The 21690-nt window shown below is 72.6% G+C and carries 30 protein-coding genes and 1 pseudogene; 15 read left to right on the forward strand and 16 right to left on the reverse strand.

All coding sequences use genetic code 11. The features are described 5' to 3' along the window. Nucleotides 1-117 precede the first annotated feature (117 nt). Nucleotides 118-795: pseudogene (locus OQ02_RS43060) on the forward strand (maleylpyruvate isomerase N-terminal domain-containing protein); the annotation flags it as partial. On the opposite strand, the gene OQ02_RS34570 reads toward OQ02_RS43060, so the two are convergent. Then, nucleotides 765-2021 (reverse strand): acyltransferase family protein, encoded by a 1257-nt coding sequence (locus tag OQ02_RS34570; RefSeq protein WP_033442877.1) that lies wholly within the window; start codon nucleotides 2019-2021, stop codon nucleotides 765-767. The pseudogene OQ02_RS43060 and the gene OQ02_RS34570 sit on opposite strands and share 31 nt — an antisense overlap. 115 nt (nucleotides 2022-2136) lie before the next feature. Between OQ02_RS34570 and OQ02_RS34575 the strand changes: the two genes are divergently transcribed. Both OQ02_RS34575 and OQ02_RS34580 read left to right on the forward strand, forming a co-directional pair. Continuing rightward, nucleotides 2137-2814 carry an MBL fold metallo-hydrolase gene (locus OQ02_RS34575; RefSeq protein ID WP_033442878.1) on the forward strand — a complete coding sequence of 226 codons (678 nt, stop codon included), beginning with the start codon at nucleotides 2137-2139 and terminating at the stop codon, nucleotides 2812-2814. A gap of 81 nt (nucleotides 2815-2895) precedes the next feature. After that, complete coding sequence (locus OQ02_RS34580; RefSeq protein WP_033442879.1) at nucleotides 2896-3786, forward strand: ChbG/HpnK family deacetylase; 891 nt, start codon at nucleotides 2896-2898, stop codon at nucleotides 3784-3786. Here OQ02_RS34580 and OQ02_RS34585 read toward each other — a convergent pair. Next, the gene (locus OQ02_RS34585) at nucleotides 3753-4346 is read right to left on the reverse strand and encodes a DUF7711 family protein (RefSeq protein WP_156077490.1); all 594 of its coding nucleotides are present in this window, start codon (nucleotides 4344-4346) and stop codon (nucleotides 3753-3755) included. The two genes, OQ02_RS34580 and OQ02_RS34585, sit on opposite strands and share 34 nt — an antisense overlap. Nucleotides 4347-4356: 10 nt before the next feature. Continuing rightward, a complete protein-coding gene (locus OQ02_RS34590) occupies nucleotides 4357-5148 on the reverse strand; it encodes a class I SAM-dependent methyltransferase (protein ID WP_033442881.1) in 792 nt (263 codons plus the stop codon). A 139-nt stretch (nucleotides 5149-5287) separates the two neighbouring features. Between OQ02_RS34590 and rnhA the strand changes: the two genes are divergently transcribed. Further along, nucleotides 5288-5785 (forward strand): ribonuclease HI, encoded by a 498-nt coding sequence (gene rnhA, locus OQ02_RS34595; RefSeq protein ID WP_156077491.1) that lies wholly within the window; start codon nucleotides 5288-5290, stop codon nucleotides 5783-5785. Here the strand turns inward: rnhA and OQ02_RS34600 are convergent. The 7 genes from OQ02_RS34600 to OQ02_RS34630 all read right to left on the reverse strand — a co-directional run bounded on the left by OQ02_RS34600 (nucleotide 5729) and on the right by OQ02_RS34630 (nucleotide 10668). Beyond that, on the reverse strand, nucleotides 5729-6484 hold the full coding sequence (locus OQ02_RS34600) for a hypothetical protein (RefSeq protein WP_156077492.1): 756 nt from the start codon (nucleotides 6482-6484) through the stop codon (nucleotides 5729-5731). The genes rnhA and OQ02_RS34600 overlap by 57 nt on opposite strands. 15 nt (nucleotides 6485-6499) lie before the next feature. Then, nucleotides 6500-6883, reverse strand: coding sequence for a hypothetical protein (locus OQ02_RS34605; protein ID WP_033442883.1), 384 nt, complete (start codon nucleotides 6881-6883; stop codon nucleotides 6500-6502). Between the two features lie 151 nt (nucleotides 6884-7034). Next, nucleotides 7035-7640: a response regulator transcription factor gene (locus tag OQ02_RS34610; protein WP_033442884.1), complete on the reverse strand. Its 606-nt coding sequence runs from the start codon at nucleotides 7638-7640 to the stop codon at nucleotides 7035-7037. Next, nucleotides 7637-8722 carry a sensor histidine kinase gene (locus OQ02_RS34615; RefSeq protein WP_197043630.1) on the reverse strand — a complete coding sequence of 362 codons (1086 nt, stop codon included), beginning with the start codon at nucleotides 8720-8722 and terminating at the stop codon, nucleotides 7637-7639. The genes OQ02_RS34610 and OQ02_RS34615 overlap by 4 nt, the downstream gene beginning before the upstream one ends. Next, complete coding sequence (locus OQ02_RS34620) at nucleotides 8704-9045, reverse strand: hypothetical protein (protein WP_231500347.1); 342 nt, start codon at nucleotides 9043-9045, stop codon at nucleotides 8704-8706. The genes OQ02_RS34615 and OQ02_RS34620 overlap by 19 nt, the downstream gene beginning before the upstream one ends. After that, nucleotides 9039-9428, reverse strand: coding sequence for a hypothetical protein (locus tag OQ02_RS34625; protein ID WP_156077493.1), 390 nt, complete (start codon nucleotides 9426-9428; stop codon nucleotides 9039-9041). The genes OQ02_RS34620 and OQ02_RS34625 overlap by 7 nt, the downstream gene beginning before the upstream one ends. A 106-nt stretch (nucleotides 9429-9534) precedes the next feature. Next, on the reverse strand, nucleotides 9535-10668 hold the full coding sequence (locus OQ02_RS34630) for an aminotransferase-like domain-containing protein (RefSeq protein WP_231500348.1): 1134 nt from the start codon (nucleotides 10666-10668) through the stop codon (nucleotides 9535-9537). Between the two features lie 107 nt (nucleotides 10669-10775). On the opposite strand from OQ02_RS34630, the gene OQ02_RS34635 reads away from it, so the two are divergent. Genes OQ02_RS34635 through OQ02_RS34650 form a run of 4 tightly spaced genes read left to right on the forward strand, consistent with a single transcriptional unit; the run spans nucleotide 10776 to nucleotide 13687 of the window. Next, nucleotides 10776-11699 carry a sigma-70 family RNA polymerase sigma factor gene (locus tag OQ02_RS34635; RefSeq protein ID WP_051773151.1) on the forward strand — a complete coding sequence of 308 codons (924 nt, stop codon included), beginning with the start codon at nucleotides 10776-10778 and terminating at the stop codon, nucleotides 11697-11699. 20 nt (nucleotides 11700-11719) lie between these two features. Next, the gene (locus OQ02_RS34640) at nucleotides 11720-12469 is read left to right on the forward strand and encodes an alpha/beta fold hydrolase (protein WP_033442885.1); all 750 of its coding nucleotides are present in this window, start codon (nucleotides 11720-11722) and stop codon (nucleotides 12467-12469) included. Between the two features lie 55 nt (nucleotides 12470-12524). After that, on the forward strand, nucleotides 12525-12839 hold the full coding sequence (locus OQ02_RS34645; RefSeq protein WP_033442886.1) for an ArsR/SmtB family transcription factor: 315 nt from the start codon (nucleotides 12525-12527) through the stop codon (nucleotides 12837-12839). Then, nucleotides 12836-13687, forward strand: a complete 852-nt coding sequence (locus tag OQ02_RS34650; protein ID WP_033442887.1) for an SRPBCC family protein — start codon at nucleotides 12836-12838, stop codon at nucleotides 13685-13687. Before OQ02_RS34645 ends, OQ02_RS34650 begins: the two co-directional genes overlap by 4 nt. On the opposite strand, the gene OQ02_RS34655 is transcribed toward OQ02_RS34650, so the two are convergent. Next, a complete protein-coding gene (locus tag OQ02_RS34655) occupies nucleotides 13675-14508 on the reverse strand; it encodes an ADP-ribosylglycohydrolase family protein (RefSeq protein WP_033442888.1) in 834 nt (277 codons plus the stop codon). The two genes, OQ02_RS34650 and OQ02_RS34655, sit on opposite strands and share 13 nt — an antisense overlap. Before the next feature lie 68 nt (nucleotides 14509-14576). Continuing rightward, a complete protein-coding gene (locus OQ02_RS34660) occupies nucleotides 14577-15470 on the reverse strand; it encodes a LysR family transcriptional regulator (RefSeq protein WP_033442889.1) in 894 nt (297 codons plus the stop codon). 115 nt (nucleotides 15471-15585) lie between these two features. Between OQ02_RS34660 and OQ02_RS34665 the strand changes: the two genes are divergently transcribed. Continuing rightward, a complete protein-coding gene (locus OQ02_RS34665) occupies nucleotides 15586-16248 on the forward strand; it encodes a type 1 glutamine amidotransferase domain-containing protein (RefSeq protein ID WP_033442890.1) in 663 nt (220 codons plus the stop codon). On the opposite strand, the gene OQ02_RS34670 is transcribed toward OQ02_RS34665, so the two are convergent. Continuing rightward, complete coding sequence (locus OQ02_RS34670) at nucleotides 16200-16604, reverse strand: winged helix-turn-helix transcriptional regulator (RefSeq protein WP_033442891.1); 405 nt, start codon at nucleotides 16602-16604, stop codon at nucleotides 16200-16202. The two genes, OQ02_RS34665 and OQ02_RS34670, sit on opposite strands and share 49 nt — an antisense overlap. Nucleotides 16605-16652: 48 nt before the next feature. Here OQ02_RS34670 and OQ02_RS34675 point away from each other — a divergent pair, with 48 nt between their 5' ends. Next, the gene (locus OQ02_RS34675) at nucleotides 16653-17447 is read left to right on the forward strand and encodes an SDR family NAD(P)-dependent oxidoreductase (RefSeq protein WP_051773152.1); all 795 of its coding nucleotides are present in this window, start codon (nucleotides 16653-16655) and stop codon (nucleotides 17445-17447) included. A 40-nt stretch (nucleotides 17448-17487) separates the two neighbouring features. Here the strand turns inward: OQ02_RS34675 and OQ02_RS34680 are convergent, their stop codons facing one another. Both OQ02_RS34680 and OQ02_RS34685 read right to left on the reverse strand, forming a co-directional pair. Next, nucleotides 17488-18051: a dihydrofolate reductase family protein gene (locus tag OQ02_RS34680; protein ID WP_051773153.1), complete on the reverse strand. Its 564-nt coding sequence runs from the start codon at nucleotides 18049-18051 to the stop codon at nucleotides 17488-17490. Next, on the reverse strand, nucleotides 18048-19079 hold the full coding sequence (locus OQ02_RS34685; RefSeq protein WP_033442936.1) for a DNA polymerase IV: 1032 nt from the start codon (nucleotides 19077-19079) through the stop codon (nucleotides 18048-18050). The genes OQ02_RS34680 and OQ02_RS34685 overlap by 4 nt, the downstream gene beginning before the upstream one ends. Nucleotides 19080-19156: 77 nt before the next feature. On the opposite strand from OQ02_RS34685, the gene OQ02_RS34690 reads away from it, so the two are divergent. The 5 genes from OQ02_RS34690 to OQ02_RS34710 all read left to right on the forward strand — a co-directional run bounded on the left by OQ02_RS34690 (nucleotide 19157) and on the right by OQ02_RS34710 (nucleotide 21288). Beyond that, nucleotides 19157-19519, forward strand: a complete 363-nt coding sequence (locus tag OQ02_RS34690; protein ID WP_051773165.1) for a helix-turn-helix transcriptional regulator — start codon at nucleotides 19157-19159, stop codon at nucleotides 19517-19519. Nucleotides 19520-19542: 23 nt separating this feature from the next. Next, nucleotides 19543-19953, forward strand: a complete 411-nt coding sequence (locus OQ02_RS34695) for a VOC family protein (protein ID WP_033442893.1) — start codon at nucleotides 19543-19545, stop codon at nucleotides 19951-19953. A gap of 38 nt (nucleotides 19954-19991) precedes the next feature. Beyond that, entirely contained in the window at nucleotides 19992-20438 is a 447-nt protein-coding gene (locus tag OQ02_RS34700; protein WP_033442894.1) for a DUF309 domain-containing protein, read from the forward strand. A gap of 173 nt (nucleotides 20439-20611) precedes the next feature. Next, the gene (locus OQ02_RS34705) at nucleotides 20612-20797 is read left to right on the forward strand and encodes a hypothetical protein (protein WP_033442895.1); all 186 of its coding nucleotides are present in this window, start codon (nucleotides 20612-20614) and stop codon (nucleotides 20795-20797) included. A 53-nt stretch (nucleotides 20798-20850) separates the two neighbouring features. After that, nucleotides 20851-21288 carry an SRPBCC family protein gene (locus OQ02_RS34710; RefSeq protein WP_033442896.1) on the forward strand — a complete coding sequence of 146 codons (438 nt, stop codon included), beginning with the start codon at nucleotides 20851-20853 and terminating at the stop codon, nucleotides 21286-21288. A gap of 52 nt (nucleotides 21289-21340) precedes the next feature. Here the strand turns inward: OQ02_RS34710 and OQ02_RS34715 are convergent, their stop codons facing one another. Further along, nucleotides 21341-21640, reverse strand: a complete 300-nt coding sequence (locus OQ02_RS34715) for a hypothetical protein (protein ID WP_231500350.1) — start codon at nucleotides 21638-21640, stop codon at nucleotides 21341-21343. Nucleotides 21641-21690 lie beyond the last annotated feature (50 nt).

Consider the following 21690-nt stretch of genomic DNA (forward strand, 5'->3'; position numbering starts at 1 on the left):
CAAAACCGTTACGGGCTCTTCCACGATCGTGCGCCAACGGCTCTACCGGCAGGTAGTCAAGGCCCCTACGCTGGGGTGATAGGCCGTTCGGCCGCATAACTCCGGGATGAGGTGCCCATGAGCTTCGCCGATGCCGCCCAGGTCCGATCCGACCGGACGAGCGTACCCGCGCCCCGCGAGCAGTCCGCCGCGGTCCAGGACGCGGTCACCGGACTCGCCGAGGTCGACCGGGCGACGGAGGTGTTGTACGAGGTCGTGGCGGCCCTCGACCTGCCCGCTCTGCGCGGTCCGAGCCTGCTCCCGGGGTGGAGCCGGGCGCACGTGGTGACGCATCTCGCACGGAACGCGGACGCCTTGGTGAACCTGCTGACGTGGGCGAAGACCGGGGTCGAGCACCAGATGTACCCGAGCGCGGCGGACCGTGACGCGGACATCGCCGAGGGTGCGGGCAGGTTGCCGCAGCTGCTGCGGGCGGATCTGGACGCGGCGTGCCAGCGCTTCTCGACGGCCGCCCGCGAGCTGCCCGCGACGGCGTGGGAGGCGGAGGTCGTGCACCCGAAGGGCGGGGTGTTCCTGGCGCACCGCGTGCCGTGGCTGCGGTTGCGCGAGGTGTGGTTCCACCTGGTCGACCTGGACCGTGGCATCGGGTTCGAGGACCTTCCGGTCGAGCTGCTGGAGGGGTTCGTGGAGGACGCGGTCGGCCTGTACGCGGACCGGCCGGACGTGCCGGCGGTGCGGTTGGAGGTCACGTTCCCGGACGGCGGTCAACGCGGTTGGGCGCTGACGGCGGCCAGTGAGGTGTCGTCGACGGTGAGCGGTGCGGCGGCCGACGTGCTGGGCTGGCTGACGGGGCGCCACAGCGGTGCGCGGCTGGACGGGTCGGTGCCGACGCTGCCCAAGTGGCTCTGAGGTGAGCGCAGGCGTGCCGTGAGCAGCAGGCCGGCCAGGGCGGGGCGGCTCAGGGTCGGCCGGTTCACGGTGTTGCCGCGGACGGTGTTGCCGCCGACGGTGTCGCGGCTCACGGTGTTGCGGCTCACGGTCAGGGCGCGGTGCGCGGGGCGTTCCACGAAGGCCGTCAGCAGCCAGCCGAGGACGACGGCGGCGCCGGTGAACGCGGCCAGCTCGGTCCACGGGCCGTAGGCCGCGACCTTCGCCATCACGACGTAGCCGATCTCCTGGTGCACCAGGTACACGCCGTACGAGATGCCGGCGAGCCACTTGATGGGGCGGGCGAGCAGGCGGACGGGGGCGATGTCCCAGTCCCGGCCGCCGGCCGCGGCGCACACGCCGATCAGCAGGACGCCCAGCCCGACGGTCGACTTGAAGTCCGCGCTGTGCACGGCCTGGGCCAGCAGGCACGCGGTGAGCAGGGCGAACAGGTGCCGGTCGCCGATGCGGCCCTTCGACCACAGCCAGATGCCGACGCCGATGGCGAACAACTGCCCGCGGTGCACGCCCAGGCCGTCGTAGAGAGTGCGGACCACGCCGTCGTCGACCGTCCAGGCGCGGGTGACCAGGGGCAGCACGACGAGCGCCCAGAGCAGCGCCTTGACCGCCCGGCCGCGGACCCTCGACACCAGCAGCGCGCCCGCGACGAAGCCCGTGACCTGGACCGGGAGGGTCCAGTAGGAGAAGTCGACCAGGCGGACGTCGGGGAACCAGTTCTGCAGCATCAGGACGTTGAAGAGCAGGTCCCGGGGTTCGAGGTGGCTCCAGCCGGCCGGGGCGAGGTAGCGGAGGACGACGTACGTGCAGGTGGCCGCCACGACGTAGGCGGGCAGCAGGCGGGCCAGGCGGTTGCGCAGGAAGCGGGCCGGTTCGCCCTTGGCGAGTGACGCGCAGGCGAAGAAGGCGGAGATCACCACGAGCGCGCTCGCGCCGAATTCGAGGCTGAAGACGAAGGACGGGCGGCCGAGTTCGGGGTGGACGGACGGGCCGGCGTGGGTGGCGTGCTGGAGGAGCACGCACAGCACGGCGAGGATGCGCAGGACGTCCCAGTTGATCCGGCGTTGGGAAGGCACGAGGTGGAAAGACCCTATTCGGCTGACATCGGGGATGGCGGTATTGATCGTTTCCAACCCTAGGGGTCGGTCGCGCTGCCCCTGGAGGGTGTCCGGTCGGCTACCGTCGGCCGATGTGGACGTACTAGAGGACTACACGGGGCATGTGACGCCGGGCGGGGCTGCGGCACGGCGCACGTTGGACGCGTTGACCATCACGAAGGTCTCCGTCGGGCCTATGGACAACAACGCCTACCTGCTGGTGTGCCGTGCGACGAACGAGGCGCTGCTGATCGACGCGGCGGCCGACCCGCAACGGCTGTCGGACGTGGTGGGCCACTCGGTGGACCGCCCTCGGTTGAAGACCGTGGTGACCACGCACCAGCACCAGGACCACTGGGGTGCTCTCGGCGCGGTGGCGGGCGCGAACGGATCGAACACCGTCGCGCACGCCGCGGACGCGGGCGTGCTGCCGATTCCGCCGGACGTGCTGGTGGAGCACGGTGACACCGTGCACGTCGGCGAGGTGCCGTTGACGGTGATCCACCTGCGCGGCCACACCCCGGGCTCCATCGCCCTCCTGTACCGCGACCCAAGCGGGCACCCCCACGTCTTCACCGGCGACTCGCTTTTCCCGGGAGGGGTCGGCAAAACGACGTCACCTGAAACCTTCACGTCGCTGATCGGTGACGTGGAGACCAGGATCTTCGCCGAACTTCCGGACGACACGTGGGTTTACCCAGGTCACGGCGATGACACCACTCTTGGGCGTGAACGACCTCACCTGGACGAGTGGCGTTCGCGGGGCTGGTGATCGCGAGTGGGGTCGTCGCGTCGGTTGACGGCCCCCGGAAATTCGAGGGCGGGGACCCGGGGGGCCAGCCACACTGCGGGGATGGATCACACCGGGTTCACTCGGTCGAGTGAGTTGCTGGGTTATCCGCCTGACGCGCGGGTGCTCATCGTCAACTGCGACGACCTCGGCATGCACGAGGACGTCGACGTGGCGGTGGTCGAGTCGATAGAGGCGGGAATCGCCCGTTCGTGCAGCCTGATGACGTCGGGTCCGTCGGCGCGGCACGCGGTCGGGTTGCTGCGACGGCATCCGGGGATCACGTTCGGCATCCACCTCACCCTGGTCCGCGACGCGGTCGCCGATCGGTGGGGGCCGTTGGCGGCGAAGGAGGACGTGGGCTCGTTGCTGGACGAGGACGGCCTGCTGTTCACCGCCGCCAGGCGCGGTGAACTCCGCGCCCGCGCCCGGACCGACGAGGTCGAGGCCGAGTTCCGGGCACAGATCGACGCGGTCTTCGGCTTCGGCAACGGCCTCGGCGACGGGCTCAGAGAGCGGCTTACGCACCTCGACTTCCACTGCCTGGCCGACGGTGGACGGGACGACGTCCTGGCGGTGGCCACGGCGTTGGCGGCGGAACACGGCCTGGCGGTGCGGGTCTGGCTGGACGAGGGCCGGCGGCGGATGCGGCGGCGCGGACTGCCGGTGACGGACAACCCGTTCCTGGACAGCTTCTCCGTCGACGTCGACACCAAGCCGGCCCGGTACGCCCGACTGCTGCGCGACCTGCCGCCGGGGCTCAGCGAGTGGGCCGTGCACCCGAGCGTCGCGAGTGAGCGGTCGCGGGCGGTCGACGGGGGTTGGCGGGTCCGCCGGTCCGACTACGAGTTCCTGATCTCCCCGCAGGCACGCGAGCTCATCGACCGCGAAGGCATCACCGTGATCGACTACCGGCCCCTTCAGGAGGTCTGGGCGTCCAGCACGTCGAGGTAGCCGGCGCTGACGCGCCACAGGGCGTCCGAGGCGGTCGTGAGCTTGCCGGGGCTCCAGCGCTTCTCCTCGTACGCACGGGTCTGCCGGCGCAGTGCGCGCAGGCTCACCGCCAACTCGTCACGCAGGCGCGCGCGCAGCTCGTCCGCTCCCGGCGCGGCCTGCCGGACCTGCTCGCCGCGTCCGTCCGCGAGCGCCGCGAGGGTCTTCTCCGCCGGCCCGTCCACCGCGTCCCAGACCAGTGCGGGGCGGTGGACGAGGTGGTTCCAGACCGGCGCGCGGGCCGAGCGCCACAGCGGCCTGATGGGGTTCCGCGACATCCGGCTGGCGTTCGCCCAGTGCTCGGCCCCGTGCGGCTCGCTCATCCAGGGCACGTCGTCCACCGGGAGGTCGACCACCACGGCGACGGTCACCTGGTCGACGTCCCGGGGCTCACCGAGGACGTCCCCGACGGCCCACAACGCCACCACCCGCAACGGGTGGATCGAACTCGGCAGGTTCGCCAGCTCCCCGCACTTGGCCGCCAGCTCCTCGACGTGCCGCACCGCTCGTGACCACTTCACCCGCTCATCTTCACGTATCCCGCCGCCCGGTCAGCACGGTGACGCGGACGTGCTCCGTGAACGGCGCGTGCGGCTCCAGCGCGCGGCGGACGCGGTCGGCGAAGGCGGGGCGCTCCTCCGGCCGCGGCAGTCGGTCCACGGGCAGGGCCGAGAGCACACCGCCCACGATGGACTCCACGTCCAGCGTGCCGGTGTAGTCGACGTGGTGCGCGGACGTCCCGAACCCGGCGGCGGTCAGGCTCTCGCGGTACCGCTCCTGGCTCTCCTCGTCGGTGCCGCACGCGTTGCCGGCCCGCGTGCCCAGCCACTGCTCCAGGCACTCCCGCAACGCCCGCGACCAGTCGCTGTCCTGCAACCACAGCGGCGTCCCGTTGGTCAGCACGGCCACCCCACCACCATGCCTGACCAGCGGGAGCACCGAGGTGAACAGGTCGTCGTGCCGCATCCAGTGCAGCGCCTGCCCGATGGTGACCGCGCCGACCGACCCGTCGCCGAGCACGGCGCGCAACGCGGGCACGTCCGCGTCCGTCCCGATCACCCAGCCCACGTTCGCCACGCCCCGGTCCGCCGCCGCACGCCGGGCGTGCGCCAGCATGTCGGGCTCCGGGTCGACCCCGACCACCGCGCGCACGCGTTCGGCGAGCGGCACGGTCACCTGGCCCGTGCCGCACCCGAGGTCGACCGCGACGTCGTCGGACGTCAGCCCGAACGCCGCCACGACCGCGTCGAACACCGCCGGCGGGTATCCCCGCCGGTACCGGTGGTAGAAGTCCGCCACCTCACCCGCGAAACCCAGTGCCATGCCGACAGCGTGCCCACGGGCGCCGGGCGGCGGAAGGCGATTGCGCTCTCGGCGCAACGGAGAGTCACGTGAAGTCGGCGGCGAGGCGTGCCCAGCGCCGTGTCCCGGGTGGCCGGATCGGCTCGGTATGTTTCGCCGCATGGAGCAGGTGGTGGAGGTCTACACCGACGGCGCGTGCAGCGGGAATCCCGGGCCGGGTGGTTGGGGCGCGGTGCTGCGGTACGGGGAGCACGAGCGGGACCTGTTCGGCGGGGAGTCGCAGGCCACCACCAACAACCGGATGGAGCTGATGGCACCGATCCGGGCGCTGGAGACGCTCAAGCGGCCGTCGGTGGTGCGGATCTACACCGACAGCACGTACGTGCGGAACGGTGTCATGTCGTGGATGGCCAAGTGGAAGACCAACGGGTGGATGACGTCCGGCCGGCAGCCGGTCAAGAACGTCGACCTGTGGCAACGCCTCGACGCCGCCGCCGCGCCGCACCAGGTCGAGTGGCACTGGGTGAAGGGGCACGCGGGGCACCCGGAGAACGAACGCGCGGACCGGCTCGCGGTCCGCGGCGTCCGGGCGGCGTCGGAGTCAGATCTGCGGGCAGACGTCGTACATGACGCGGAAGAGCCGGGACGACTCGGGTGACTCCTCGGCCGGCAGGTCGAAGTACTGCTTCGCCGCTTCCACGCAGGTGCTGAGCAAGCTGTTGTCGGTGGACAGCGCGGCCTCGCGGGTGCGGTTGGTGCCCAGCGCCCGGTCGAGTTCTTCCTGCCGCTCGCGCACGCCGGCGAGTACCCGCTCACGGTCCGCGCGGGAGGCCGCGATGGCGTCCCGGTCGGCTCGTTCGCCGAGGTAGAGGAACGTGAAGACGGCGGTGGCGAGGGCGAACACGGCGGCCAGCACGGACAGCACGACGATCGGCGCCCGGCTCCGGGTGGCGGGTGCCGGGTGGGGCGACGCCGGGAACGGCTCCGACGGGGTGGTGAGCTGGGGCTGCTGCGGGTCGAACGCCGGGAACGGCTCCGGTTGAGCGGTCGGCTCTGGCTGGAGCGGCGGCTGGGACGCTGCGGACGCCTCCGCTGGGGTGGGGAGCTGGGGCTGCGTGGTGGCGGGGTTCGACTGTGACTGTGACTGTGACTGCGGCTGTGACTGCGGCTGTGACTGCGGCTCGAACGTCTGCGCCGGCTCCAGCGGGGTCGCGGGCTGGGACGTCGGTGGAATCGCAGGCTGGCCAACGGACTGCGGCTGCGACGCCGGCGGCGTCTCCGGCTGAGCGGCGGGCGGCGGCACGGGTTGGGGTTGCGGTGAAGTGGTGGGCTGTCGGTCGGCTTCGGGCGTGGTCATGCGAGTGCTCCCAGCTCAGCAGTTGTCCGACGCGCGGGAGACGGCGGGGCCGAGGGCCGCGTCGTCGTCATCCCTGGCCGCGATGATCGATTCCTTGGCCGGCACGGCGCACTTGCGCAGCTCGGCGTTCTGCGTCTCCAGCCGGGAGATCTGGTTGGCCACCTCGTCGTTGGCGGTGTCGGTCGCGGCGAGCCGGTCCTCGGCTTCGGCGAGCGAACTGCTCGCCCGGTCCAGCCCCTGGACTTCCAGCCCGTGCTCCTCGCGCGCGCCGACGAACAGCACGATCGTCAGCACCGCCGCCCCCATCAGCACCACGACGAGCACCGCCAGCAGCACCACCGCCGGACGCGCGCCGGTCGGCGGTCGCGGCGACTGGATCGACTGCGTGTGGTCGGTCATCTGCCCCCTCTTCCCTTGAGATGCCCGGAAAGTAGGGACGCCGGTCACCCCGGCCAAGTCTCGTGCGACCGCAAACGTCCGCTACCTGCCGGGAACGGCGTCGAACCGGTCCCCGGACCGGGCCGCACCGGGGGAACCGGAGCCGGGAAGATCAGAGCCAGCCGTTGTCGTGCGCGGTCAGGTAGGCCTCCGAACGGCTCGCCGCGCCGAGTTTCGCCACGGCGGCCGACAGGTGGTTGCGGACCGTCCCCGCCGACAGGTGCGTCCGCCGGGCGATCACCGCCACCGGCGTGTCGTACTCCGCCAACCTCAGCACCTCCAGCTCGCGCGGCGTCAGCGGGCACGGCGGCGTGGTCAGCGCGTCCGCCGCCAACGCCGGGTCGACGTACCGCGCGCCACCGTGCACCCGCCGGATCACGTCGGCCAGCGTGCCGCCAGGCGAACCCTTGGGCAGGAACCCCTTCGCCCCGGCCGACAGCGCGCGCTGGAGGTGGGGTGGTTTCCCACGCCCGGTCAGGATCACCACAGCGCACGACGGCAGGGACGACGCCAGCGAAGCGGTCACCTCGAACCCGTCCAGCAGCGGCATCTGGAGGTCCACCACGGCCACGTCCGGCCGGTGCGCCAGCGCCGCGCGCACCGCCTCCCGACCGTCACCGGCCTGCGCGACGACCTCCAGGTCGGGCTCCAACCCGAGCAGCGCCGCCACCGCGACCCGGATCAGCTCCTCGTCGTCGGCCAGCAGCACGCGTATCACGACCGCACGGTCGCCACCAGCGTGAACACCCCGGCCTCCTCCCCCGTGCGCAACGACCCGCCGACCCCGGCCAGCCGCTCGGCCAGCCCGCCCAACCCCGACCCGTGCCCCCGCACGCCGGACGCGCCGTCGTTGGCCACGGTCAGCCGGACGTCGTCACCGTCGACCACGACCTCGATCGTGCACCACCGCGCCCGGCTGTGCCGCAGCACGTTCGTCCCCGCCTCCCGCAACGCCCACGACAGCTCCCGCGCCGCCGCGGGCAGCGACGACGGCACGGATACCGTGCACCGCACCCCGGACGAGGTCAACACCTGCTCGATCGCCGACGCCTGCTCGTCGAGCTCCACCGCCCGGTACCCGTGCACGGCCTCGCGCAGGTCCGCCAACGCCGACGCCGCCAGTTCCCGCACCTCCCCCGCCTCCGCACCCGCCCGTGACGCGTCCACGTCCGCCAGCCGCGCGGCCAGCTCCGCCTTCAACGCGATCACCGTCAACCGGTGCCCCAGCAGGTCGTGCACGTCCCGCGCGAACCGCAGCCGCTCCTCGATCACCGCCAACCGGGCCCGCGCCTCGCGCCCCTGCTGCGCCTGCACCACCAGGTCCCACAGCCACACCGGCAGCACGTGCGTCAACGCCAGCCCTGCGCCGACACCACCGGTGATCACCAACGCCCGCAGCGGTTCCGGCGCGAGCACCACGGCGACCACGACCACGAGCGGCGCCACCACCCACCACCGCCGGACGAGCACCGGAGCCGTACCGACGAGCGACGCGCCGACCCACGCCCACGTGTCCCACCGCCCGACCGCGACGGGCGCGAGCAACGGCACCGACGACAAGGCCGCCACCACGAAAGCCGCGTCCCACGGTGCCCTCGCGACCGGCGTCACCGCCGCGTACAGCACCCCCGCGTGCGCCGCGCCGAACAGCACCACGCCCACCAGCCCGAGCACCTGCCAGGCCGGCCGCGGTTCGAGCAGCACGCCGATCCCCGGCCCGGCCAGGCTGGTCGACCACGCCACGCCCAGCGACACCAGCGTGAGGACCCGCGCACGGCGCATCACGGGCGGTGCCGCCACATCACCAGGGCCATGGCCGGCAGCATCAGCACGTGCCCGGCGACGAGCAGGGCCGACGCCGACACCCAGCCCGCCCAGAACGGACCGAGCAGCACCAGGTACGGCGCGTACATCGCCGCGGCCATCCCGACGACCTCCCGCCACGGGTGGCGGCGGAACCACAGCCACAGCGACATCCCGGCCGTCATGTCCGTCGCCATCACCAGCGCCGCGACATCACCCCGGGCGAGCACGTCGGAAGCCACCACCAGTCCCCACACCGGGTCGAGCAGGACCATCCCGACCACCATCGCCACCAGCATCTCCACGAAGTGCCTCACCACGCCAGCGACACCCCCACGACGGTGTCGACCACGATGCAGCCGAGGGACCACCAGGTCGGCACGACCAGCCGCGCGCGGAAGTGCACGAGGTCCCACCCGGCGTGCGCGAACCACCCCGCCGCCACCACGTACCGGCCGACGTCGGGGTCGACGAGCAGCGCGACCGTCGCCACCGCGCCGAACACCACGACGCCGCCGACCTGCGCCAACGCCACCTCCGGGCGGCTCAGCGCGCCCCGCAGCAACCCGATCACCAGGTACGCCAGCGCGCACGCGACCAGGCCCCACGTGCCGAAGCCGGTCCAGTCGTCGTCGCCGTCGGCGACGATCGCGATGCCCAGCGCGGCCGACACCACGAGGGAGAGGATCGAAGTTCTTTCCATGGGGACCACGTTGTGGCCGGCGGCGCGCAACTCACACCCTCGCGGTGTCACGGTCGACCCGTGCGGAACACACGGGTCGACCGTGAAGGTCGATGCCGAGCCCGGGTCACCGCAGGACGGTCGCGAGCCTCCGCATGCCCTCGGCGATGACGGCCGGCGTGTTCGTGGTGAACGACAGCCGCAGCGTCGACAGGTCCGGTGTGGTCGCGTAGAACGGCGCGCCGGGCACGAACGCCACGTCCCGCTCCAACGCCGACATCACCAGCGCGTTCGTGTCCACGCCATCGGGCAGGGTCACCCACACGAACATGCCGCCGTCCGGGTCGCTCCAGCGGGTCCCGGCGGGCACGGTCGACGGCAGCGCCGCGATCATCGCGTCCCGCCGCTCCCGGTACGCCGCGCACAACCCGAGGACGTGCGCGTCGAGGTCGTTGGCCTTCAGGTACGCCGCCGCCGCGGCCTGGTCGATGGTGGACGTGTGCAGGTCCGCCGCCTGCTTCACGATCACCAGCGTGCGCATGAGCGACGCGGGCGCGCGCAGCCAGCCCAGCCGCATGCCCGGCGCGCCGACCTTGGAGAAGCTGCCCGCGTGCAGCACCCGGTCGCTCAACGCGGCCAGCGACGGCACCGGCTCGCCGCGGTAGCGCAGCTCGCTGTACGGGTCGTCCTCGACCACCCACAGGCCGTGCCGGTCGGCCAGCGCGGCGATCTCGACCCGCCGTTCCAGGCTCAGCGTCCGGCCGGTCGGGTTGGCGAACGTCGGCACCAGGTACAGCAGCGAGGGGCGTTCCCGCTCGATCACGTCGGCCAGCGCGGCCGGGTCCATGCCGTGCTCGTCACCGGCGACGGGCACGATCCGCGCGTCGGCGAGCTGGAAGCACTGCAGCGCGGCGAGGTAGGTCGGCTCCTCGACCGCGACCACCGCGCCCGGTTCGAGCAGGGCGGTCACGACCAGCGTCAGCGCCTGCTGCGAGCCGCTGGTGACGAGCAGGTCGTCCACGCCGGTGGCCAGGCCGCGCCCGGTCAGCCGGTCGGCGACGAGGGCGCGCAGGTCGACGTCGCCCTCGGTGGGCGCGTACTGGAGTGAGCGGCGGCCCAACGCCTGGTCGAAGGCCGTGCGCAGGCCCTCGACGTCGAACAGCTCGGGCGCGGGCAGGCCGCCGGCGAACGAGATGACCTCGGGACGGGCGGTGAGGGCGAGCAGGTCGCGGACGGGCGAACCGGTGAACGTGCGCGGCACGGAGGCTCCTCGGATCGTTCGAGCGGAAGAGTTCACGCGGTCGTGCCACGCAGGATGTGGGTCGCACCGGGGTCGAGGCGCGCCGAGATTCATCCTAACGTGTGGGGGTGGACCTGGAAGCGCATCGAGTGGAGCTGACCGGCTACTGCTACCGGATGCTGGGCGGGCCGTTCGAGGCCGAGGACGCCGTGCAGGAAACGTTCGTGCGGGCGTGGCGCACGTTCGACCCGGGGCGCGGGTCGTTGAAGGGCTGGCTGTACTCGATCGCCACGAACGTGTGCCTCGACATGCTGCGCAGCGTGCAGCGGCGGGCCACGGCGATGGACCTGACGTCGCCCTCCGCCGCGGGCACGCCGCTGGGCGCGCCCCTGCCCGACGCGACGTGGGTGCAGCCGATGCCGGACGCGCGGGTGCTGCCCGCCGACGAGGTGGCCGTGGGACGGGAAACGGTGCGGCTGGCGTTCGTGGCGGCGTTGCAGCACCTGCCGCCGAGGCAGCGGGCGGTGCTGATCCTGCGGGACGTGCTGTGCTGGCAGGCGTCCGAAGTGGCGGAGCTGCTGTCCACGACGGTCGCTTCGGTGAACAGCGCGCTGCAACGCGCACGCGCCACTCTCGCCGACCGCAGGCCCGCGCCGTTGCAGCCGTTCGACAAGGCGTTGCTGGAGCGGTACACGACGGCGTTCGAGCGGCACGACGTGGAGACGTTGGTGGCGTTGCTGCACGAGGACGCGACGATGACCATGCCGCCGTTCGCGTGGTGGCTGCGCGGGCGGGCCGACATCGCGGTCGCGCTGTCCTACGAGGACAGTGGCTGCGAGACGGCCCGCCTGGTGCCGACGTGGGCCAACGGCACGCCCGCGTTCGGCCAGTACCGGCCGGACGAGGACGGCGCCTACCGGCCGTTCGCCCTGGTGCTGGTCGAGTTCTCGGGTTCCCTGATGGTCGGTTCGACCACCTATCTGGGTGATCATCTGTTCGAACTCTTCGCTCTGCCGATGATTTTGTCGGACCCCTCCCGTACGAGTAGGTGAGACCTACGGGGAGGAACGTGATGTACGAGACGGTGAACGGCGTGCGCACCTGGTACGAGGTGCGCGGCGAGGGCGAGCCGGTGGTGCTGCTGCACGGCGGGTTCAGCGACTCGCGGGACTTCGAGCCGAGCCTGGCGCGGCTGGCGGACCGCTTCCGGGTGTTCCTGGTGGACCGCCGGGGCCACGGTCGGACGCCGGACGTGCCGGGGCCGGTGTCGGTGGACGTGCTCGCGGGCGACGTGATCGCGTTCCTGGAGGAGGTGGTCGGCGGCCCGGCGCACCTGGTGGCGTACAGCGCGGGCGGCGTGGTGGCGCTCGGCGTGGCGCAGCGCAGACCGGACCTGGTGCGCGGGCTGGCGGTGCTCAACACGGCCTTCGCCAAGGACGGCTGGGTGTTCCTGCCGCAGCCGGGCGGCGAGCTGCCGGGTGAGATCGCCGACCGGTACGCCGAGGTGTCACCGGACGGCCGCGACCACCTGCCCGTCGTCGTGGAGAAGTTCGCCCGCGCGGCGCACGACCCGGAGGTGGTCGACCTGGGCGCGATCACCAGCCCCACGCTCGTGCTGGGCAGCGACGACGACATCGTCCACTTGGAACACACGGTCGCGCTGTACCGGGGGATCGCGAACGCGCAGTTGTGCATCCTGCCGGGCACCTCGCACCTGATGCTGTTCGAGCGGCCGGACCTGTGCACGGACCTGGTGGCCGGGTTCCTCACCACCAGCCCCGAGCCGCTCATGCCGATCCGCCGGGCGGAGGTGGTCGCCTGACGTCGGCGTCCGGGCGGGTTGACAGCGCATATGCCGTGCGGGCTATATTGCCGCTATGGCATCTACGTTCGCCGTACTCGCCGACCCCCAGCGGCGACGGATCCTCGACGTGCTGCGGGACGGCGAGCGGCCGGTCAACGACCTGGTCGACGGGCTCTCGGTGAGCCAGCCGACGGTGTCCAAGCACCTCAAGGTGCTCCGCGAGGCCGGGCTGGTTGAGGTGCGGCGGGACGCGCAGCGGCGGCTCTACCGGTTGCGGCCGGAACCGCTGGCCGAGATCGACGCGTGGCTCGCGCCGTACCGGCGGATGTGGGAGGACAGCCTCGACGCCCTGGAACGCCGACTGGACGGAATGGACCCGGACTCATGAGCACCGAGCTGCGGAGGATCGACGGCAAGCCCGTGTTGAGGTTCGAACGGGTGCTCGCGCACCCGCGGGCCAAGGTGTGGCGGGCGGTGACCGAACCGGGCGAGTTGGCGCACTGGTTCCCGGCGGCGGTGGCGGTCGACGGGCGGGAGATGACGTTCTCGTTCCCCGACCAGGTCACCACCGGCGAGGTGCTGGAGTCCGACCCGCCGAACGTGTTCGCGTTCCGGTGGAACACCGACGTGCTGAGGTTCGAGCTGCTGCCGCACGACCGCGGCTGCCTGCTGGTGTTCACGCACGTCCTCGGTGACGAGCACGGCGCCGGGCGCAACGCCGCGGGCTGGGACACGTGCCTCGCGGGCCTCGAAGCCCGCCTGGCCGACCGCCCGTTCGAGCCGCCCGCGGACGTGCTCGGGCCGATGGAGCGGTACGTCCGGGAGTTCGGGCTGGACGAGGGCCGGCTGGACGGCGGCGTGGTGCGGTTCGTCCGCGACCTCGTCTGGCGTCCGCTGGACGAGGTGTGGGCGCTCCTCACCGGAGGCGGGGAAGACGTGCCGACCGGCGCCACGAACCCGCACGTGCCGGCGGGCCCGCTGGTCGAGCGGACGCCGCCGCGCGTGCTGGCGTTCGACTCCCCCACCGGTCGGGTGCGCTGGGAGTTCCGGCACGACCCGGACCAGGGCACGACCGTGGAGCTGACGCACGCGGTCGACGATCCGGCGTTCGCGCCGCAAGCGCTCGCGGCGTGGCACGCGCACCTGGAGCTGTTCTTCGCGGCGACGTTCGGCGAGGTCCGCTGCCCGTGGCCGGAGGAGCGGGTCGCCGAACTGCTCGACCACTACAGCAGCTGAGCGTCCACGCGGGCCAGGTGGTCGCGGCCGTACGACCCGTTCTCCAGCCCGTCGACCAGCACGGCGGGCAGGTCGGCGCGGATCTCGGCGGACCGCGACGCGGCGGCGAGGGCGACGGTCGCGACCGTGTCCACGTCACCGGTGAAGGCCACGCACTCCCTCAGCACCGAACTCAACGACCCGCCGGCGGACAACGCGGTCAACGCCGCCCGCACGCTCATCACGCCCTTCGACCCGACCTTGCCCTGCCACGGCCGCGCCCACACGTCCGAGCCGAGCCGTTCGGCGATCCACGAGCCGACCGACGCGACCGGCCCCAGCCCGTGGTGGCAGTAGTGCACGGCCAACGCCGCCGCCCGCGCCGCCGCGACGCCGTCCGGCGTGTCGTGGGTGACCTTGGCCTGCACGTCGGTGTGGTGCAGGACGTCGGCCACGGTGGGCAGCAGACCGGCCGGCGCGGCCCGCATCGCCGCACCGCTCTTGTCGCTGTCCGGGCGGATGCGGGCCAGGAACTCCGCGCCGGTGTGCACGGTCTCCAGGAACGCCTGGAACCCGCGCGCGTAACCCTCGCGCGGGTCGCGGTGGAACGCGGTCACGAACGCCGACGCCACGTTCTCGGGCGTCCACGGCGCACCGGACACCCGCAGCTCGGCCAGCGCCAGCGTCATCTGCGTGTCGTCGGTGTACGCGCCGGGTCGGATGCCGAGGTGACGGGGGTGCTGGACGTAGCCGGCGAGCGTGTTGTGGCCGGCGACCAAGGACCGGTCGGCGTACTCGAAGCCCGCGCCGTACGCGTCCCCGATGGCCAGTTCGACAAGCATGGCGCAGACGTTATCGCCCGCCTCGCAGCACGCCCCAGCTCACAGCGCGACCCGGCTCACAGCACGCCCTAGTCGCGCGACCTGGCCATCAGGTGGCCGTGCGCCAACGCCACCGACGGGTTCGCCAGCCCGCCGACCCTGGTCACCAGGAACAGCGTGTTCAACGGTGGCACGGCGGCCTGGTGCGCCAACTCCACCGACCCGGCCGCGAGCGCGGGCTCGGCCAGGTAGCGCGGCAACGCCGACACGCCCGCGCCGGCGACCACCGCCGCCAGCACCGCCCGCAGGTCCGGCACGACGACCGCGACCGGGTTGGGCGGACGGCGGCCGAACTCGCTGCGCCAGTACCGCCGCACGATCGGCAGCTCCTCCGCGTACGCGACCAGCGGCAGGTGCGCCAGCGCCCGCACCGGGTCGGTCGCCAGCAGGGAGCGGTCGATCGTGCGCACCAGCGTCGGCGCGCCGACCAGCACGAACTCCTCGTCCACGAACGGCGCGGCGACGAGCGCCCGGTCCGCGGGGCGCACCGACGACACCACCAGGTCCAGTCGGGCGTTGGCCAGCGCCGTGAGCAGGTCGTCGGCCAGGCCGAGGGTGATCCGCAGCCGCAGCCCGCGCACCGTCAACGCGGCCAGCGCGGGCAGTACCCGTGCGGTCATCAGCTCCACCGCGCCGGCCAGGTGGACCGTGCCCGCGTACGCCCCACGGTCGTCCACTTCGGACAGTGCCGACCGCAGCCCGTCCACGTGCGCGCCGACCCGCCGGGCCAGCTCGTCGGCCCGCGCCGTCGGCGTCACGCCCCGGCTGGAGCGCGTGAACAGCGGCTCGCCGAGCTCCCGCTCCAGCCGGGCGAGGTGCCCGCTGACGGCCGGCTGGGTCAGGCCGCGGCGCTGGGCGGCGGCGGTGAGCGAGCCGGCCCGGTAGATCTCCACGAAGGTGGCCAGCAGGTCGAGATCGGTGATCGCGCAACTCCGCGGCTATAAGGAATGTGATGGCTCGCCGAACGCTACCGGATGAAACGTGATGGGGTTGCGGTTGTCCGGACAGCAGGCGGAACACAAGCGAAGGGTTGGACCGATGAGCAGGGTTCTGGTGGTCGTCTCGGCGGCCGACGAGCTGGTGCTGGCCGATGGCACGAGCCACCCCACCGGTTTCTGGGCCGAGGAGGTGGTCGAGTCGGTCCGCGTGCTGCGGGACGCGGGCGTGCGGGTGGACATCGCCACGCCGGGCGGCGCGCGGCCGACCGTGGACGCGGCCAGCCTCACCGACGAGTTCGGCGAGTACTTGAAGTCGATCGACGCAGAGCTGGCCGCGCCGCTCCGGCTGGCGGACGTCGACGTCGCGGACTACGACGGCGTGCTGCTGCCCGGCGGGCACGGCCCGATGGCGGACCTCGCGTCCGACCCGGACCTCGGTCGGCTGCTGGTGGCGTTCGACGACGCGGGCAAGGTCGTCGGCGCGCTGTGCCACGGGCCGGCCGGGCTGCTGTCGGCGGTGCGGGAGGACGGCACGTTCGCGTTCGCGGGCCGGCGGCTGACCGTGTTCACCGACGAGGAGGAGCGCCAGGGCGGCCTGGCCGTGCCGTACCTGGTCGAGTCGCGGCTGCGCGAGCTGGGCGCGGTGCCGGAGACGGGGCCGGCGTGGTCGAGCACGGTCGTGGTCGACGGCAACCTGGTCACCGGCCAGAACCCTCAGTCCAGTGTGGACACCGCGCGGCGGGTGCTGGACGCGTTGTCGTAACGGGAACGCGCGGCGTCGATGTCATCGCCGTGCTCCAGCACCCACTGTCCCAGGGGGACGACGAGGTCGAGCAGGGAGCGGCCCAGCCCGGTCGCCGCGTACTCCACGCCGGCGGCCCTGCCGGGCCGCACCTCGCGGCTGACCAGCCCGTCGCGTTCCAACTGGCGGAGGGTGCGGGTGAGGATGCGGCGGCTCAGCTCGTGCACGGCGCGGTCGAGCTCGTTGAAGCCGTAGGGGCGTTCGGCGAGCAGGACCAGGACCAGCAGGCTCCACTTGTCGCCGACCCGGGCCAGCACGTCGCCGACGCCGCAGGCGGCGCGGTCGGCCGGGGTGACCGGCACGGGCACCAGTGACATGGATGTGCCTTCTTTCGTGTCGTCGCGCCGCGATCCAGGCTTCAGGTTATGGCGAACACGGTGATCACGGGCGGCACGAACGGCATCGGGAGGGCTTTGGCGGCACGGCTGGCGCGCGAAGGGCACCGGGTGGCGGTGGTGGGCCGGTCGGCCGTCGCGCCCGAGGGGGTCGAGCTGATCCGCGGCGACCTCGGCACGGTGGCGGGCACGGCGGCCGTGGCCGACGAGGTGGCGGCGCGGTTCGACGTGGTCGACCACCTGGTGCTCGGCGCGGGGCGGTTCAGCCCGCGTCGGGTGATCACCGCGGACGGCCTGGAGCACACGTTCGCGCTGCACGCGGTGAGCCGGTTCGCGCTGGTCGACCGGCTGCTGCCCGTGCTCCCCACCGGGGCGGTGGTGGTGAGCGTGTGCGGGGTGGCCGGGCTGCGCGGGCCGGGCATCCGGTGGGACGACCTGGCGCTGAGCGGGAGGTACCGCGCGTTCCACGCGGTCAGCCAGGCGTCGCGCGCCACCGACCTGCTCGGCGCCGGGTTCGCCGACCGGTACCCGGGCAGCGCGGTCCGGTACGTGCTGCACAACCCGATGTTCGTGGACAGCGGGCTCGGCGCGCAGGTCGGCGGGCTGCGCGGCAAGGCGCTGGACGTGGTGGCCGGGCTGTTCGCCCGGAACGTGGCCGACGCGGCGGACCAGGTCCACCGGTTCCTGGCGGACCCGCCCACCGCGCCCCTCACCGCTTCACGGGCGGGCACACCGGTCGCCCTGGACAGGCCCGAGTTCGACCGGGCCACCGCCGCCCGCCTCTACACCGTGATGGAGGGCATCACGGCCGCTTGCTCGACGTGACGGCGGAACGCCGGCGCGACACCGCGACTGGGGCACCGCGTCACTTGAGGACGCGGTACCTCAGGTGCACGACGTCGTCCGCCTCGGCCACCGCGATCCGCTCCAGCTCGGTCGGCTTCAACCCGTCCAGCAGCCGTGCGCCGCCACCGAGGAACACCGGCACCAACTGGAGCCGGATCTCGTCCACCAGCCCGGCCCGCAACACGTGCTGCGCGGACTCCGCCGCCGCCATCACGAGCACGTCCTTGTCACCGGCCACCGCACGCGCCTGGCTGACGGCGCTCTCCGGGCCGTCCGTGACGAAGGTGAACGACGCCGACTCCATCGCCAGCGGCGGGCGGCCCTCGTGGGTCAGCACGAAGCTCGGCACCGGGAAGGGCGTGTCCTGCCAGAACCGCAGCCCCAGGTCGAACGTCCGCCGGCCCAGCACGACCGCGCCGACGGTCGCGGCGAACGCGGCGTCGCCGTCCGAGCCCTCGGCGAACATCCACTCGTGCAGCCGTTCACCGCCCTCGCCCATCGGGTGGTCGTCACTCGCGTTCGGCCCGGCGCTGTACCCGTCCAGCGACACCGACCCGTTCAACACCACTTTGCCCACGGTCATCCCCCGGAGAACTCGACGCGCACACCCAGCAAGCGCACGGCGCGAGTGTCCTCGAAACGCGCCAACGCCGCCACAGCCGCGTCTTCGATCGGTTCCGGCTCCATCGTCGGCTCCCCCAGCGCGACGCCCCGCGTGTAGGTGAAGAACGGCACGAACCGCACCTTCACCACCACGCGCACCGCAGGCCGCCCTTCCGCGCGCACGTCGTCCACCACCCGCCGTGCGAGCAGCCGCACCTGCGCGCGGATCTCGTCCGGGTCGGCCAGGTCGCGCTGGAACGTCGTCTCCCGGCTGCGCGACTTCGCCACCCACGGCGTCGCGGAGACGTTCGTGTCGCCCGCGCCCAGCGCCAGCTGCCGGAAGTGCGGCCCCATCGCCGGGCCGAACCGCGCCGCCAGCACGTCGACGTCCGCACGTGCCAGCTCCTCGACCGTCCGGACGTCCAGCGCGGCGAGCTTGGCCGCGGTGCGGGAACCGATGCCCCACAACGCGGTCACCGGCCGTCCGGCCATCACCTCCACCCAGTTGTCCCTGGTCAGCCGGTACACGCCGGCGGGCTTGGCGAAACCGGTGGCGAGCTTCGCGCGCAGCTTGTTGTCGCCGATGCCGACCGAGCTGTCCAACCCGGTCTCCGCCTTCACCGCCCGCCGGACGGCGAGGGCCAGCGCCTCCGGGTCGTCGGTTCGGGTGCCCAGGAACGCCTCGTCCCAGCCGATCACCTCGACCACCACGGGCAGTTCGCGCAGCACGTCCATCACGTGCGCGGACACCGCCTCGTAGGCGGGCCCGTCGGACGGGAGGAACACCGCGTCGGGGCACCGCTTCCGGGCCAGCCGCAACGGCATGCCCGAGTGGACGCCGAACTCCCTCGCCTCGTAGGACGCGGTGGCCACCACGGCGCGTTGCGTCGGGTCGCCGGTTCCTCCGACGACCACGGGCCTGCCGCGCAGCTCGGGCCGGCGCGCGACCTCGACCGCCGCGATGAACTGGTCGAGGTCGACGTGCAGGACCCAGTCCTGTTCGGACACGTCCGCCAGTATCACCGTGCCATGCTGTTCGCGTGCGACCGGAAGAACTCGCCCACCTGCGCCGGGCACGCGACCTGATGGACCGCGAGTACGCCCGACCGCTGGACGTGCCCGCGATGGCGCGCACCGCCCTCATGTCACCGTCGCACTTCGCCCGGCAGTTCAAGTCGGCCTACGGCGAGACGCCCTACAACTACCTGATGACCAGGCGCATCGAACGCGCGAAAGCCCTGCTGAGGCGGGGTGACCTCACCGTCACCGAGGTGTGCTTCGAGGTCGGCTGCACGTCGCTCGGCTCGTTCAGCTCGCGGTTCACCGAGCTCGTCGGCGAGACGCCCAGCGCCTACCGGGCCCGCAGCCACGACGCGGTCGCCGTCGTGCCCGCGTGCTGGTCCAAGGCCGTCACACGACCGAGCAGATTTCGAGAAGCACGAGCCTGACCAGCGAGGATAGGTTCACGGTCATGAGCATCAAGGTTTCCCACATGTTCCTCCACGTCCGCGACCAGGAAGAGGCGCTGACGTTCTACCGCGACGTGATCGGCCTCGAAGTGCGCCTCGACGCGCCGATCGAGCAGTACCGCTGGCTGACCGTGGGACCGGCCGACCAGCCCGACGTCCAGATCATGCTGGAGAACCCGGAGATGGGCCGGCCCGCGGACGACGCGACCGCGATGAAGGAGCTGATGGCCAAGGGGTCGCTGGGGTCGGTCATCTTCCAGGTGGACGACTGCGACGCCAAGTTCGAGCAGGTCCGGGCAGCGGGCGCCGAGGTCATGCAGGAGCCGGTGGACCAGGTGTACGGGGTGCGCGACTGCGCGTTCCGCGACCCGTCGGGCAACCACATCCGCTTCTCCGGGCCGATCAAGGGCTGACCGTTTCGCGCGACGGTCGTCCGTGACACGATCAAGGCGTGTCGACCAGCCCGCGCGACCGCGACGAGCAGGGCCGGGCCCGCAACGCGAGACCGCGTGACGGGCTCGGTCGTCCTCTGCCCTACGGGGCTCCGGGCGTCGAGCGGCAGCCCGAGGGTGTGCCGCGAACGCCCGCGGAGTCGTTGACCGAGGCCCAACGCCTGCTCGACCTCGGCCGGCCGTTCCACGCGCACGAAGTGCTGGAGGACGCGTGGAAGACGGCGCCCGAGTCCGAACGGGAGCTGTGGCGCGGGCTGGCTCAGCTGGCCGTCGGCCTGACGCACGCGCTGCGCGGCAACGCTTCCGGCGCTTCGTCCCTGCTGGACCGGGGGGCGCGCAACATCTCGCCGTACCGGGACGACCCGCCGCACGGGGTGGACGTGGCGGGCCTGCTGGACTGGGCCGCGACGGGCACCGGCGTGCCTCGGCTCGCGCGGCGGTCGTAACGCGGCGCGTGCCTCGGCTCGCCGGACGGTCGTAACGCGGGTCGCCGGACGGTCGGGACGCGGCGATCAGGTCTTGGCGGGACTCGGACTGGCTCGAAGTTGGGCCGAACGCCTGCTTGGGGGACCTGACGACGGGGTAACTGGCGGGTAACCACCCCAACCTGGAGGCTCCAGTGCTTGCCATCATCGCCGCGGTCATCTTCGGCCTCGCTCTCCTGCTCGACCTGGCGAACGCGTCGTTCGGCACCGTCCTCGACGGCGGGACGCTCCTGATGGCCGGACTGCTCTGCGTCGCGCTGCACCTCGCCGGTGTCGGCGCCGGTGCGAAGTCGATCAGCTTCCGCCGCCGTCGGCGCTGACGTCGTGCCCGGTCCGCCGGGTGCACGCACCGTCCCGGGTGGACAATCGACCCGTGGACGTGTCCGCGAGTCGAGTGATCCCCCGGCCACCCGAGGTCGTGGCGCGGTACGCCATGGACTGGCGCCACGACCACGAGTGGACCCAGGGCATCAAGCGGGCCGAGTTGAGCACTCCCGCGGCCGGCGGCGGGTTCGGTGTCGGCGCCGAGGTGACGCGCACCGCGCACTTCCTCGGCAAGAAGATCGACTACGTGCTGCGGGTGATGGCGCACGACCCGCCGACGCTGCTGGAGATGAAGTCCGTCGCCGGGCCGTTCCCCATGCACGTGACGTACCGGTTCGACACCGCGCCGGGCGGCGGCACGTCCGCCTCCATCCGCATCCGCGGCGACGCGAGCCGGCACTACCGGCTGTTCGGTCCGCTCATGGCGCGGTTCGTGCGGGCCAACATCCGCAAGGACCTCCGGGACCTGGCCCGCCACGTCGACTGACCGGACTCGAAGTCTGCGGGCTTCGGACCAGCGGGCTTCAGACCTGCGGCCTTCAATCCCGGTGTGGTGGCGGCGCGGAGAGCAGGCACGCCACGCAAGGCATGCCCTCCGGTTCGGGCAGCAGCTCCGCCGAGCCCACGTCGATCCGCTCGCCGCACAACGTCAGCAGCGCCGACCGGGTGCCGTCCGGCAGCGGCGCCAGGTGGCAGCACTGCTCCCACTCGCCGCCGAGGTCGTCCCGCTTGCGCACCAGCAGCACACGCTCCTGGGAGCGTTGCGGAGCGGTCCAGCCGGTACGCCGGTCACCGGCGGCGTCCCGGCGTGGCGGCTCCGTGGTTCCCGGTTCGATCACCCACCCATCGTGCTTCGTGACCGCCGGGTAGCACAGCGTCGACGGCAGAT

It is taken from the genome of Saccharothrix sp. NRRL B-16314, from assembly GCF_000716595.1.
In the GTDB taxonomy this organism is placed as follows: Bacteria; Actinomycetota; Actinomycetes; order Mycobacteriales; family Pseudonocardiaceae; genus Actinosynnema.